Source organism: Streptomyces sp. NPDC058579 (assembly GCF_042718575.1).
Classification (GTDB): domain Bacteria; phylum Actinomycetota; class Actinomycetes; order Streptomycetales; family Streptomycetaceae; genus Streptomyces.
On sequence record NZ_JBHXPI010000005.1, the window covers coordinates 321,402 to 335,235 of the forward strand.

Below are 13,834 nucleotides of genomic sequence, written 5' to 3' on the forward strand. Positions count from 1 at the left end.
TCATGTCTGACATCAACACAGGCTTCCCGCTCCTTACGATGACGGCAGCGGTCCCGGCGGTCGGTGCGATCCTCACCGCCGCGGTCCCCGCCGCCCGCCGTACCGCGGCCAAGTGGCTGGCCCTGCTGGTCTCCCTGGTCACGCTGGTGCTCGCGGCGGTCGTCATGATCCGCTTCGAGCCCGGCGGCGACCGGTACCAGCTCGTCGAGTCCCACTCCTGGATCAAGGACTTCGGTGTCCGCTACGAACTGGGCGTGGACGGCATCGGGGTGGCGCTGATCGCGCTCACCGCGCTGCTGATCCCCTTCGTCATCCTGGCCGGCTGGCACGACGCCGACCCCCTGGAGACGAAGTCCAGCCGGTGGCGGCCGACCCAGGGCTTCTTCGCCCTGATCCTGATGGTCGAGGCGATGGTGATCCTCTCCTTCGAGGCCACCGACGTCTTCCTCTTCTACATCCTGTTCGAAGCCATGCTCATCCCGATGTACTTCCTCATCGGCGGCTTCGGCGACCGGGCCCACGCGGGCTCCGACGAGAACGCGGCGGCCCAGCGCTCGTACGCGGCCGTGAAGTTCCTGCTGTACAACCTGGTCGGCGGGCTCATCATGCTGGCCGCCGTCATCGGTCTCTACGTGGTCGCGGGGAACTTCTCGCTCACCGAGATCGCCGAGGCGCGGGCCTCCGGGCAGCTGGAGATGGCGACCAACACCGAACGGCTGCTGTTCCTCGGCTTCTTCTTCGCCTTCGCGGTGAAGGCGCCGCTCTGGCCGCTGCACACCTGGCTGCCGAACGCGATGGGGGAGGCGACCGCGCCGGTCGCCGTGCTCATCACCGCGGTCGTCGACAAGGTCGGCACGTTCGCGATGCTCCGCTTCTGCCTCCAGCTCTTCCCGGAGGCCTCGAAGTGGGCGACCCCGGTGATCATCGCGCTCGCCCTGGTCAGCATCGTCTACGGCGCGCTGCTCGCGGTCGGCCAGCGGGACATCAAGCGCCTGGTCGCGTACGCCTCGATCTCGCACTTCGGCTTCATCATCATGGGCATCTTCGCGATGACCACCCAGGGCCAGAGCGGCGCGACGCTGTACATGGTCAACCACGGGATCTCGACGGCCGCCCTGATGCTGGTGGCCGGCTTCCTGATCAGCCGGCGCGGCTCGCGGCTCATCGCGGACTACGGCGGTGTGCAGAAGGTCGCGCCGGTACTCGCCGGCACGTTCCTGATCGGCGGTCTGGCCACGCTCTCGCTGCCGGGGCTCGCGCCCTTCGTCAGTGAATTCCTGGTCCTGGTCGGCACGTTCGCCCGCTACCCGGTGGCCGGCATCATCGCCACCACCGGCATCGTCCTCGCCGCGCTCTACACCCTCGTCCTCTACCAGCGGACGATGACAGGACCGGTGAAGACGGAGGAGATCCGGACGATGCCGGACCTGCGGGTGCGCGAACTGGTCGTGGTCGCCCCGCTGATCGCCCTGCTGATCTTCCTCGGGGTGTTCCCGAAGCCGCTGACGGACATCGTGAACCCCGCCGTCAACCACACCATGTCCGACGTCCAGCAAAAGGACCCCCAGCCCGAAGTGGAGGCGGCCAAGTGAGTGCATCCGCCGTCGCGTCCGGCGCCGCGCCCGCTGTCCACAGCCTGTGGACGACGGCCGCCGAACCGTTGACCAAGATCCCGGCACCCCACATCGAGTACGTCCAGCTCTCACCCGTACTCATCGTGGTCGGCGCCGCGGTCCTCAGCGTCCTCGCCGAGGCCTTCGTGCCCCGCAAGGGCCGCTACTACGCCCAGGTGTTCCTGACCGTGCTCGCGCTGGTCACCGCCTTCGCCGCGATCGTCGGCCTCGCCGCCGGCGGGTACGGCTCCACCAAGGCGCACATCGCGGCCATGGGCGCCATCGCCGTCGACGGCCCGGCGCTCTTCCTCCAGGGCACGATCCTGCTGGCCTCGCTCGTCGCCGTCTTCACCTTCGCCGAGCGCAGGCTCGACCCGGCCGACCACGGCCACAGGGTCGACTCCTTCGCCGCCGAGGCCGCCGCCGTACCCGGCAGCGACCAGGAGAAGGCGGCGGTCAAGGCCGGGTTCACCACCACCGAGGTGTTCCCGCTGGCGCTGTTCGCCATCGCCGGCATGCTGGTCTTCCCGGCCGCCAACGACCTCCTGACGCTCTTCATCGCGCTCGAGGTCTTCTCCCTCCCGCTGTACCTGCTCTGCGCCGTCGCCCGCCGCAAGCGGCTCATGTCGCAGGAGGCCGCGGTCAAGTACTTCCTCCTCGGCGCCTTCTCCTCGGCGTTCCTGCTCTTCGGCATCGCCCTGCTCTACGGCTACGCGGGCTCCGTCTCGTACGCCACCATCGCGAACGTGGTCGACGGCTCGGTCGCCTCGGTCGACCCGGCCCTCGCCCAGACCATGGGCAACGACGTGCTGCTGCTCATCGGCTTCGCGCTGGTCCTCATGGGCCTGCTCTTCAAGGTCGGCGCCGTGCCGTTCCACATGTGGACCCCGGACGTCTACCAGGGCGCTCCGACCCCCGTCACCGGCTTCATGGCGGCCGCGACGAAGGTCGCCGCGTTCGGCGCGCTGCTCCGCCTGCTGTACGTGGTGCTGCCGGGCCTCACCTGGGACTGGCGGCCGGTCATGTGGGGCGTCGCCATCGTCACCATGCTGGGCGGCGCGATCGTCGCGATCACCCAGACCGACATCAAGCGGCTCCTCGCGTACTCCTCGATCGCGCACGCGGGCTTCCTGCTCGCCGGTGTCATCGCGGCCACGCCCACCGGCATCTCGTCGGTGCTCTTCTACCTGGGCGCGTACTCCTTCGTGACGATCGGCGCGTTCGCGGTCGTCACGCTGGTGCGGGACGCGGGCGGCGAGGCGACGCACCTGTCCAAGTGGGCCGGTCTGGGCCGGCGTTCGCCGCTGGTCGCGGCGGTTTTCGCGGTGTTCCTGCTGGCCTTCGCCGGCATTCCGCTGACGTCGGGCTTCTCCGGCAAGTTCGCGGTCTTCAAGGCGGCGGCGGAGGGCGGCGCGGGCGCGCTGGTCGTCGTCGGTGTCATCTCGTCGGCGATCGCCGCGTTCTTCTACATCCGGGTGATCGTGCTGATGTTCTTCAGTGAGCCGAAGGCGGACGGCCCCACGGTCGCCGTGCCCTCGGTCTTCACGGCGGCCGCGATCACGGTGGGTGTCGCGGTCACGGTGGTGCTCGGCGTCGCGCCGCAGTACTTCCTGGACCTGGCGGGCCAGGCGAGCGTGTTCGTCCGGTAGTTGCCGGGTAGCCCAAGGGCCCGGTCTCCGCCAAGGCGGGGCCGGGCCCTTTCGCGTGCTTACGGGAGCGGGATCAGGACGCCGGAACGATCCGCCCGGTCACCTCGCCGAGTGCGACCTGGGTCCCGTCAGGGCCCGGGGCCCACGCGGTGAGCGTGACCTCGTCGCCGTCCTCCAGGAACGTCCGCTTGCCCGTGGGCAGTTCGAGCGCGTCGCGGCCGTTCCAGGTCAGTTCGAGGAGCGAGCCGCGCTGGTGGACCTCGGGGCCGGAGACCGTACCGGAGCCGTACAGGTCACCGGTGCGCAGCGAGGCGCCGTTGACCGTCATGTGGGCCAGCTGCTGGGCGGCGGTCCAGTACATGGTGGCGAAGGGCGGCTCGGAGACGACCTCGCCGTTGATCTCGACGGTGATCCGCAGATCGAAGCCCCCGTGCTCCTCCTCGGCGGAGTCGTCCAGGTACGGCAGCAGGTCGAAGTCCCGGGCCGGCGGGGCCGTGCGGGCCGCGTCCAGGGCCTCCAGGGGGGTCACCCAGGCGGAGACGGACGTGGTGAAGGACTTGCCGAGGAACGGGCCGAGCGGCACGTACTCCCAGGCCTGGATGTCGCGCGCCGACCAGTCGTTGAGGAGCGTCAGGCCGAAGACGTGCTCGCGGAAGTCGGCCAGCGGGACGGGGGTGCCGAGGGTGGAGGGGGTGCCGACGACGAAGCCGACCTCCGCCTCGATGTCCAGCTTCACCGAGGGCCCGAAGACCGGCGCGGGGTCGGTGGGTGCCTTGCGCTGCCCGGCGGGCCGTACGACATCGGTGCCGGAGACGACGACGGTGCCGGCGCGCCCGTGGTAACCGATGGGCAGGTGCTTCCAGTTGGGGGTGAGCGCGTCGCCGTCGGGGCGGAAGATCCGGCCCACGTTGGTGGCGTGGTGCTCGCTGGCGTAGAAGTCGACGTAGTCCGCGACCTCGAACGGCAGGTGCAGCGTGACGGCGTCGAGGGGGTGCAGCAGCGGCTCTATGACCGGCCGGTGCGCGGGTACGGTCACCCAGGCCGTCAGGGCCCTGCGGACGTCGCGCCAGGCGGTGCGGCCGGCGGCGAGCAGCGGGTTGAGGCTGGGCTGGGCGAGCAGCGCGGCGTACGGCGAACCGAGCGCGTGCGCGGCGGCTCCCGCGTCGAGCACATGACCGCCGACGCGGACGCCGACCCTCCGCCGGTCGGGCTCGTCGGCGGGGGAGAAGACGCCGTACGGAAGGTTGTGCGGACCGAAGGGATCGCCCTCGGCCAGGTCGAGCGGGGACTGCTCGGGCATCGGTGCTGCCTCGCTTTCCAGGGTGTGGGGGACACGTTAATGGGCGGGCGGCCGGGCGCGGATGATATGGATCACAGAGAAAGTGCCGCCTCCGTGCACAACTGTCCATGTATGCGCGCTTTATGCGCCCTGTGGGCGAGCTGTGCGTGAGATGCGTGACTGAGCGCGTTCAATTCCTCCTTTTCCGGGGCCTTATTCGGGTCATACGATCACGGCACTGTCGCGCCGCGTGAGGTTCCCGCAGGAGCGACTCCCACTTTGCTCTGTCTTCACCCGACCGCGCTTTGACCAAAAGGGCCCACCTTGAAGATTCGCCGCATTCTCGCGACGGCCGTGGCCGCCGCCGTGACGACCCCCGTCGTCTTCCTGTCGGCCACCCCGGCCTTCGCCGACACGAAGCCGTCCGCGCCCGCGCAGAAGCAGAACGACAAGCAGGACCAGGCGCCGGACATCGAGCAGCTGAAGAAGGACGTCGCGGCTGCGCAGAAGGTGTACGACGCGGCGGCGCTCGCGGCGGACGACGCCACCAAGGTGTTCAAGGAGTTCGACGCGTCGACGACCCACCCGCTCAAGGTCGCCAGGGACGACGCGAAGAGGGCCGCCGAGGCCGCCGCCACGGCCAAGACCGAGGCGGACGCCAAGCTCGCCACGGCGCAGGCCGAGCTGGACGCCGCCAACGCCGGCACCGACGAGGCCGCGAAGGCCGAGGCGCAGAGGAAGTTCGACGCGGCCAAGCTGGTCGCAGAGACGGCCGCCACGACGAAGACCGCGGCGGACGCCACGCTCGCGGCCGCCGTCACGGCCGTCGGCGAAAAGAGTGTCGCCCTGTCCGCCGCTGAGGAAGCCGCGAAGAACGCCGAGCAGGAGGCCCTCAAGAAGCTGGACGCCGCCAAGAAGGCGCTGAAGGCGGCCGAGGAGGAAGTGGACGAGGAGGAGCCGCCGCACGAGGACTGCTTCCCCGACGAGAAGTTCACCGCCGTTCTGGACGGTCTGCCCTCCAAGATCGTCGCGGGTACCACGGTCGACCTCAAGCTCCGGCTGAAGAACGGTACCGAGGGCACCATGGACGAGGCGTACGCCTTCGTCGTGATGCACGCCTTCGACGAGAAGGGCTTCAAGCCGCTCGACAAGTACCTCGACCTGGAGTGGTACGAGGTCGTCGAGGGCAAGGGTGCCTGGAACGACGTCCCGGTCGCCGAGGAGATCCCCGTCGGCGCCCTGAAGCCCAACGCCGCCGCCGAGGTCAAGCTCCGTCTGAAGGTGGCCGCGAACGCCCCGGCCGGCCAGGGCTTCGCCTACGCCGCGGGCGACTTCTGGAACGAGGACGGTTCCTGCGGCGGTACGCCGGACGACATGAACGAGTACGACTTCCAGCTCCTCGCCAAGGGCAGCGACGCGGGCAAGGTCGACGACTCCAAGGGCACCCCGGGCGGTAAGAACACCACCACCCAGGGCGGCACCTCCACCACCGCGGTGACCACCGGCCAGCTCGCCAAGACCGGCTCGAACGACGCCATGCCGCAGATCGCCCTCGCGGGCGCCACGGCCGTCGCCCTCGGCGCCGGCGCGATGTTCACGGTCCGCCGCCGCAAGGCCGGCGCGGACGCCTGATCCGAGCGGTAAAGGAAAGGCCCGCATTCCATGAGGAATGCGGGCCTTTTCCTGCGCCCAGCGGTCAACCCGCCGTGCGCGGGATCCTTTTCTCCCATGTGCGGTGGAAGAGGACTTCGGCGCCCTCCTTGCAGACGACCTCGTTCGACGTCAGGAAGGTGTCCGCGTCGCAGGTGATGTCCGAGTGGGAGGTGATCGTCACGTCCCAGGACAGTTCCGGGCGGTGGAGGCGGATCGTCCAGGTGGAGTGGGTGTGGGCCGAGAGGGGGTCGGTCTCGGTGATCGTGTAGGTCTCCAGGGCGTCCTCGGTGAATTCCAGGCCGTCCGGGTAGACCCGGGTGCCGCCGTAGCGGGGGTCCACCTCCAGGCGCCATTCGCCCTTGGCCACGTCGCGGACGACCAGGCGTTCCGGGCGGGGTTCCTCCAGGGTGGCCGGGGTGACCACGCCCAGGGGTTCGGACTGTTCCGGGGGTTGCCATTCGACCGCGTCCGGTGTCGTCGCGTGGCGGACCGGGAGCGTCAACGTCGACGTGGTCGGGGAGAGGGTGAAGCCTGCCGCGTCCGGTTGTGGCCAGATCCAGGGCCAGTACGCGGAGGAGACCGCGAGGCGGATCCGGTGGCCCGGCGGGAAGGTGTGGCCGATGCCGTTCAGGGCGAAGACGTAGTCCTCCGTCTCGTCTACCGGGGCCTCCACCGCTCGGTCTCGGCCGTAGCGGGACGAGAAGTTCATCGCGCCCCGGGTGACCAGCGTCGACGAGCCGTCCGGCGCCACGTCGCACAGGCGGGCGATCACCTGGCCCGTCGGTGCCGGGGTCGTCAGGGTCAGGCTCACCTTCGGGCGGCCCAGGATCTCGATCGGGTCGCCGTCCTCCGGGACCACGAAGTCGAAGCAGGCCCCGTGCGCGTCCTCCTCGCGCTGGTCGGGCGGCAGGTCCCCGTCGTTGCCGAACGGGAAGAAGCGGCCCGCGTCCAGGCCCGTGTGCTGCGGGGAGTCCACGACCACCTCGGCGCCCTGGAAGGCGTACGTGACCGGGGTGACGTTCGGGGACGGCCAGGCCGGGTCCGTGACCCAGCGGCCCGGCATCTCGTCGTAGACGGTCGCAGGCGGGTGTGAATCGCTGATCCAGGAGCGGAGGAGTGGTTCCGCCATCACGTCGTTGTCCGTGCCCTTGAGGTGGTGGTCCCACCAGCGCAGGGTCTCCTGGAGGAAGCCGATCGCCGGGCCCGGGGGCAGACCTCTGTCCGGGTACTGGTGCGACCACGGGCCGATGATCCCGCGCACCCGGTCCTGCGGCAGGTGCTCCACCAGCCGCAGCACGGTGTCCCGGTACGGGTCGTGCCAGCCGCCCACCGCCAGGACGGCCGCCCGGATCGCGCCGTAGTCCTCGCAGACGCTGCCGCGCCTCCAGTACGCGTCCCGCGTCTGGTGGGCGAGCCAGGTGTGGATGAACGGGTCCACGGCCTCCAGGCGCCGCAGCCACATCTCCCGCCACTCCTCGCCCACGTGCAGCGGGTCCGGCGGCCGGCACACGAAGGCCAGCATGGTGGCCGCCCAGGCGTGCATGTCCACGGCGAGGACGGAGCCGCCCATGTAGTGGACGTCGTTGTCGTAGCGGTCGTCGGTCGAGCAGACCGTCACGATCGCCTTCAGCGGCTCGGGGGCCAGGGCGGCGATCTGGAGCGCGTTGAAGCCGCCCCAGGAGATCCCGAACATGCCGACCTTCCCCGAGCACCAGGGCTGCTCGGCGAGCCAGTTCACCACCGCCACGCCGTCCGCCAGCTCGACCGCGTCGTACTCGTCGCCCGGCAGCCCCTCGCTGTTCCCGTGCCCGCGCACGTCGACGCGTACGGAGGCGTAGCCGTGTCCGGCGTACCAGGGGTGCCGCTGCCAGTCCCGGGGCGCCGTCCAGTCGCTCAGGCGGTACGGGAGGTACTCCAGGAGGGCAGGGACGGGCTCCTCGGTGACCGGGCGCCAGATCCGGGCGTAGAGCCGCGTGCCGTCCGGGAGCGGGATCCGGACGTCCTCGCGGGTCGTCTCGTACGGGAACTCGGTACGGATGCGCATGACGGATCTCCGCGGAGCTCGGTGGACCTCAGTGGACGGGGTGCATGGTGCGGCGCAGCCAGGGCGCCATGGCGATCACGACGAGGCCCGTGACGACCGCGATGGCTCCGTTGACGCCGAAGTAGGCGGGCTTGGAGACGTCGTCGTACAGCTTCACCGTCTGGGCCTGGATGCCGTTGGCCAGCGCGAGGGAGAGGAACCAGAGCGACATCGTCTGGCTGGAGAAGGCCTTGGGCGCGAGCTTGCTGGTCGCCGACATCCCGGAGGTCTCCAGGAGCACGTCGCCGAGGCCGAGCAGCAGGTACGAGCCGACGATCCACCAGGCCGCCATCTGGTACGTGTCGTCCGCGTGCCCGGACGTCGGCACCACCATCAGCAGGAACGACAGGCCGCCGAGGATCACGCCGAAGGCGATCTTGTTGGAGGCGTGCGGCTGCTTGTGGCCCATCCGGGCCCAGGTGCCCGCCACGACGGGCGCGAGGGCCACCTCGAAGGCGCCGAGGGCGGAGGCGTACCAGCTCGCCGGGAAGTCGAAGCCGAGGATGGTGGTGCGGGCGTTGGTGGAGGCGAGCAGGATCATCGTCGAGTACGCCTGGAAGAGGATGAAGTTGAAGACCACCGAGGCCAGGAAGAGCACGATGTACGGTTTCAGCCGCCCGCGCTCCTCCGCCGTGACCCGGGGGCTCTTGAACATCACCCAGAAGTAGACGACCGGGGCGAGCACCGAGATCAGCGTCAGCAGGTCGACGAAGCGGTCCATCGTCAGCCAGCCGATGCCGGCCAGCAGCCCGCCCAGGGCCCCTACGACCACGACTCCGAGGGCGATCGTCCGTACCGCCCGGCGCATCGCGTCGGGGGCGAGCGCGAATTCGGCCGAATGCTTGCGCCCGGCCAGGTGACGGCGGCCGAGGACGTACTGGGCCAGGCCGAAGGTCATGCCGATGGCGGCGGCCGAGAAGCCCCAGTGGTAGCCGCGGTGGTCGGCGAGCCAGCCGGTGATCAGCGGTCCGGCGAAGGCGCCGATGTTGATCGCCATGTAGTAGAGGGCGAAGCCCGCGTCGCGGCGGTCGTCGTCGGTGGCGTAGAGCTTGCCGACCATGGTGGCGACGTTCGGCTTGAGCAGGCCGGTGCCGGCGCTGATCAGGCCGAGGCCCACCCAGGTCATGCCGGCCGTCGGCACCGCCATGGAGTAGTGGCCGAGCGCGATCAGGATGCCGCCCCACAGGACGGCGCGGTACGAGCCGAGGATGCGGTCGGCGAGCCAGCCGCCGGCCACGGAGACCAGGTAGACGAGGGTGCCGTAGGCCGCCGCGACGGAGGCGGCGGTGCCGGGGGACATGCCGAGGCCCTCGTTCGCGACGGAGTCGGCGAAGTAGAGGACGAGGATCGCCTGCATGCCGAGGAAGGAGAACCGCTCCCAGACCTCCAGGCCCGAGAGGGTGAGAAGGCCCTTCGGGTGCCCGAAGAAGGCATGATCGTCTTCGGGCGGTGGCTGCTCGCCGTTCGCTTCGGTATCGATCGCCGTTCGGGACAAAAGGGCCACTCCTGGTCGTATGAGCTGATCACGAACATACCGGGGGTGGCGGGAAGGCGCCCATGGTGATCGAAAGGCGACCGGATACGCTGACTTGAGCGAATCCAGCTACACATCGACAATCCGTGTGGTCGCCGGCAGCAGAAGCAGTCGTTGGAGCAGGCGTCAGCAGACAGGAGACCCCCTCGTGACCGTCGTCGGGCCGTTCGGTCTTAGCGTGCGGGACCAGGCTCTTGAGGCCGATGTCCAGACCGGATTGGCGGCCGTGGAGGCAGGTCTCCTCGACGCCACCAAGAGCGAGATCCCGTTCATCACGGAGGCCGCGCAGCACCTGGTCCTGGCAGGTGGCAAGCGGTTCCGGCCCCTGCTCGTGATGCTCGCCGCCCAGTTCGGTGACCCGCACGCGCCGGGTGTCGTGCCCTCGGCCGTCGTCGTCGAGCTCACCCACCTGGCGACGCTCTACCACGACGACGTCATGGACGAGGCGGACGTGCGGCGCGGGGTCGACAGCGCGAACACCCGATGGGGGAACTCCATCGCCGTCCTGACGGGTGACTTCCTCTTCGCCCGCGCCTCGCACACGCTGGCGGACCTCGGCCCCGAGGCCGTACGGATCCAGTCGGAGGCGTTCGAACGCCTGGTGACCGGCCAGATCCTGGAGACGGCAGGACCGCAGGGCGACCGCGACCCGGTCGACCACTACCTCGACGTGCTCGGCGGCAAGACCGGCTCGCTCGTCGCCGTCTCCTGCCGCTTCGGCGCGATGATGTCCGGCGCGGACGAGAGCGTCGTCGACATCCTCACCCAGTACGGCGAGCGGCTCGGCGTCGCCTTCCAGCTCGCCGACGACGTCCTCGACATCGCCTCCGACTCCCACGAGTCCGGCAAGACCCCGGGCACGGACCTCCGCGAGGGCATCCCGACGCTTCCGGTCCTCCACCTGCGCACCGCCGCGGCGGCGCACGGGCGCCCCGAGGACGTCGAGCTGGTCGAGCTGATCGACGGCGACCTCAGCGACGACGCCCGGCACGCCGAGGTCCTGCGCCGGCTGCGCGTCCACCCGGCCCTGGAGCAGGCCCGCCGGGACACCGTGCGGTTCGCGGAGGAGGCGCGGGCGATGCTGGCGCCGCTGCCGGAGGGGTACGCGAAGTCGGCCCTGATGGAGCTCTGCGACGCCGTGGTCCACCGCGCGGGCTAAGAGACCCTAGGGGTGTGTCATCCCATAGCAGTACGCGAGGTTGAGTCCGGAGTCTGACGATTCCGAGCCGCCGGTTTGGTCAGATGGAGTCATCGACCACGGAGGTTAGGACAGACCATGGCAGAGACCCGTAAGGCGAGCCGCTACGTCGTCCCGTTCGCGGTGGCCGGAGTGGCCGCGGCGACGATCGGACTCGTACCGGCGCTGGCCGCGTCCGGCGACCCCGATCTGCCGGAGATCACGGCACAGCAGCTGATCGAGAAGATCGCCGCGTCGGACACGCAGACGCTGTCCGGCACGTTCAAGGTGAGCACCGACCTGGGCCTGCCGTCGGTGGCCGGCCTCGCCGACAGCTTCGCGGGCGAGGCGGCCCGCGGCGCGTCCGGCGGCGCCCCGTCCACGGACCCGACCGAGATGCTGACGAAGCTGGTCTCGGGCACGCACACGCTGCGCGTGGCCGCGGACGGCCCGGACAAGCAGAAGCTGACGATCCTGGACGGCTCGGACGAGTACAGCCTGATCCACAACGGCGACGACGTCTGGGCGTACGACAGCAAGTCGAACGAGGTGTTCCACGAGAAGGGCGACGCCTCGGACCGCCCCGCCGGGGAGAAGGGCGAGAAGGGCGAGCAGGACGGTCTCCCGGGCACGCCCAAGGAGCTCGCGGACGAGGTCCTGAAGGAGGCGGGCGACACCACGTCGATCACCGTCGGCGGGACGGCCACGGTGGCCGGCCGGGACGCCTACCAGCTGGTGATCAAGCCCAAGCAGAGCGGCTCGACGGTCGAGTCGATCAAGATCGCGGTGGACGCGAAGACCGGTACGCCGCTGAAGTTCACGCTGGCGTCGGTCGAGGGCGGCAAGCCGGTCCTCGACGCGGGCTTCACGAAGGTCGACTTCGGCAAGCCGTCGGCCTCGACGTTCGACTTCAAGGCCCCCAAGGGCGCGAAGGTGACCGAGGGCACGGGCGAGGGCGGCCCGGCGGAGCACGGGAAGTCGCCCGAGGACGTCGAGAAGGACCTGGAGAAGGAGTTCGGCGGCCCCGGCGGCCTGGGCGGTCTCTTCGGCGGCGCGGTGCCCGGTGCGGCTGCCGACGGCGAGGGCATGAACGTCATCGGCGAGGGCTGGACGGCGATCGCGACCTTCGACACCGGCGCCAAGGCCCCGAAGACCGACGAGGCCCCGAAGGAGGTCCAGGGCTTCCTGGACTCGCTCGGGGACGAGGTGAACGGGAAGTTCGGCTCCGGCACGGTCTTCAAGACGAAGATCGTCAACGCCCTGATGACGGACGACGGCAAGGTGTACGTCGGCGCGGTGACGAAGCAGGCGCTCGTGGACGCGGCGAACGCGGCGAAGTAGTACCGCGCGGGGAAGAGCACGGAATGGGACCCCGGGTGGGTCGGGGGCGATGGTCACCGACCCACCCGGGCGTTTTCGTGCGGAACGGCTACTGCCTTACGGCTACTGCCTTACGGCTACGGCCTTACGGGAACGTCAGCTTGAAGCTGTTGATGTACCCGGTGTCCTGGGCGGCCCGGTCCTGGACGCGGAGCTTCCAGGCGCCGTTGGCGACCTCCGAGGAGGCGTTCACGGTGTAGGCCTGCACGAGGTTGTCGGCGCTGCCGCCGCTCTGGTTGTGCAGGTTGTAGACGGAGCCGTCCGGGGCGACGAGGTCGACGACGAGGTCACCGCGGTAGGTGTGGACGATGTTGACGTCCACCTTGAGGGCGGCGGGCGCGTTGCCGGTGATGCCGGTCACGTTGACCGTGGAGGTCACCGCGGCGCCGTTGTCCGGGACGGACACGTCGGCGGTGTTCTCGAAGACCGTGCCGGGCGGCGTGGTCGTACCGGCCGACAGGGTCCAGATCGCGTGGGCGACGGCGTCGCTGTTGCGGTCGAGGGCCGTGTCGTTGATGTTCGAGGTCGTGTCGCAGGAGGAGTGGTAGCAGCGGTCGAAGGCCGTGGCCGTACCGCCCCACTTCTGGACCTGCGCGCTGCTCTTCACACGGCTGGCGCCGGTGAACAGACCGCCGACGGGGATGCCGACGTTCTTGAACGAGGCGTGGTCGGAGCGGCCGTCGCCCTCGGTCTCGATCTCCGTGGGGACGCCGATGCCGGCGAAGTAGCCCTTGAAGGTCTGCTCGATGGCGGGGTCGTCGTCGTAGACGAAGTAGCCCGGGTTGGGCGAGCCGATCATGTCGAAGTTCAGGTAGCCGGAGAACTTCGAACGCTCCGTGGACGGGAGCTGGTTGACGTAGTACTTCGACCCGACGAGGCCGAGCTCCTCCGCGCCCCACCAGCCGAAGCGCAGGTGCTTCGTGGGCTGGAGGTTGGCGCGGGAGACGGCGAGCGCGGTCTCCAGGACGGCGGCCGAGCCGGAGCCGTTGTCGTTGATCCCGGCGCCGGAGGAGACCGAGTCGAGGTGCGCGCCGGCCATGAGGACCTGATTGGGGTCACCGCCGGGCCAGTCGGCTATCAGGTTGTAGCCGGTGGCGCCGCTGGAGGTGAACTGCTGGAGGGTGGTGGTGAATCCGGCCGCGTCCAGCTTGGCCTTGACGAAGTCGATGGAGGCCTTGTAGCCGGTACGGCCGTGGGCGCGGTTGCCGCCGTTGGCGGTGGCTATCGCCTGGAGGTCGGTGAGGTGCTGCTTGACGTTGGCGAGCGGGATGTCGGGCGCGGCGGTCGGCGCTGCGGGCGCGGCCACGGGGGCCGCGTTCGCTGAGGCGCCGGTGAAGCCGGCGAGGGCGAGTGCTGCCACGGCGGAGAGCGCGGCGGCACGTCTGGGAACGGAGAACTTCATGTGGGGGCTCCGGATTCCGAACGGGGATGGGACGGAAACGTGCGAGACGCCCCGGGGCGTGGGT

The 13,834-nt window shown here is 70.0% G+C and carries 9 protein-coding genes; 5 read left to right on the plus strand and 4 right to left on the minus strand.

Translation table 11 applies throughout. The annotated features are described in order from the left end of the window. Nucleotides 1–2 precede the first annotated feature (2 nt). Entirely contained in the window at nt 3–1,592 is a 1,590-nt protein-coding gene (locus tag ACFWRO_RS10295) for an NADH-quinone oxidoreductase subunit M (RefSeq protein WP_384507099.1), read from the plus strand. Then, nucleotides 1,589–3,262, plus strand: a complete 1,674-nt coding sequence (gene nuoN, locus ACFWRO_RS10300; RefSeq protein WP_384507101.1) for an NADH-quinone oxidoreductase subunit NuoN — start codon at nt 1,589–1,591, stop codon at nt 3,260–3,262. Before ACFWRO_RS10295 ends, nuoN begins: the two co-directional genes overlap by 4 nt. 73 nt (nt 3,263–3,335) lie before the next feature. Here nuoN and fahA read toward each other — a convergent pair whose 3' ends face one another. Continuing rightward, complete coding sequence (fahA, locus tag ACFWRO_RS10305) at nt 3,336–4,562, minus strand: fumarylacetoacetase (RefSeq protein WP_384507103.1); 1,227 nt, start codon at nt 4,560–4,562, stop codon at nt 3,336–3,338. Nucleotides 4,563–4,865: 303 nt separating this feature from the next. Between fahA and ACFWRO_RS10310 the strand changes: the two genes are divergently transcribed. After that, nucleotides 4,866–6,173 carry an LPXTG cell wall anchor domain-containing protein gene (locus tag ACFWRO_RS10310; protein ID WP_384507106.1) on the plus strand — a complete coding sequence of 436 codons (1,308 nt, stop codon included), beginning with the start codon at nt 4,866–4,868 and terminating at the stop codon, nt 6,171–6,173. Nucleotides 6,174–6,237: 64 nt separating this feature from the next. Here the strand turns inward: ACFWRO_RS10310 and ACFWRO_RS10315 are convergent, their stop codons facing one another. Further along, on the minus strand, nt 6,238–8,238 hold the full coding sequence (locus ACFWRO_RS10315; protein WP_384507108.1) for a CocE/NonD family hydrolase: 2,001 nt from the start codon (nt 8,236–8,238) through the stop codon (nt 6,238–6,240). Between the two features lie 28 nt (nt 8,239–8,266). Continuing rightward, nucleotides 8,267–9,772 carry a peptide MFS transporter gene (locus tag ACFWRO_RS10320; protein ID WP_384507111.1) on the minus strand — a complete coding sequence of 502 codons (1,506 nt, stop codon included), beginning with the start codon at nt 9,770–9,772 and terminating at the stop codon, nt 8,267–8,269. Nucleotides 9,773–9,959: 187 nt separating this feature from the next. On the opposite strand from ACFWRO_RS10320, the gene ACFWRO_RS10325 reads away from it, so the two are divergent. Both ACFWRO_RS10325 and ACFWRO_RS10330 read left to right on the plus strand, forming a co-directional pair. After that, nucleotides 9,960–10,970 (plus strand): polyprenyl synthetase family protein, encoded by a 1,011-nt coding sequence (locus ACFWRO_RS10325; protein WP_384507114.1) that lies wholly within the window; start codon nt 9,960–9,962, stop codon nt 10,968–10,970. A gap of 117 nt (nt 10,971–11,087) precedes the next feature. Beyond that, complete coding sequence (locus ACFWRO_RS10330) at nt 11,088–12,329, plus strand: outer membrane lipoprotein carrier protein LolA (protein WP_384507117.1); 1,242 nt, start codon at nt 11,088–11,090, stop codon at nt 12,327–12,329. 124 nt (nt 12,330–12,453) lie between these two features. Here the strand turns inward: ACFWRO_RS10330 and ACFWRO_RS10335 are convergent, their stop codons facing one another. Next, nucleotides 12,454–13,770, minus strand: coding sequence for a M28 family metallopeptidase (locus ACFWRO_RS10335; RefSeq protein WP_384507120.1), 1,317 nt, complete (start codon nt 13,768–13,770; stop codon nt 12,454–12,456). Nucleotides 13,771–13,834: the final 64 nt, after the last annotated feature.

Bases quoted from the DNA above. Each gene is read 5' to 3' on its own strand.
- ACFWRO_RS10295 (WP_384507099.1), top strand. From the start codon at position 3: ATGTCTGACATCAACACAGGCTTCCCGCTCCTTACGATGACGGCAGCG.
- fahA (WP_384507103.1), bottom strand. From the start codon at position 4,562: ATGCCCGAGCAGTCCCCGCTCGACCTGGCCGAGGGCGATCCCTTCGGT.
- ACFWRO_RS10315 (WP_384507108.1), bottom strand. From the start codon at position 8,238: ATGCGCATCCGTACCGAGTTCCCGTACGAGACGACCCGCGAGGACGTC.
- ACFWRO_RS10330 (WP_384507117.1), top strand. From the start codon at position 11,088: ATGGCAGAGACCCGTAAGGCGAGCCGCTACGTCGTCCCGTTCGCGGTG.
- ACFWRO_RS10335 (WP_384507120.1), bottom strand. From the start codon at position 13,770: ATGAAGTTCTCCGTTCCCAGACGTGCCGCCGCGCTCTCCGCCGTGGCA.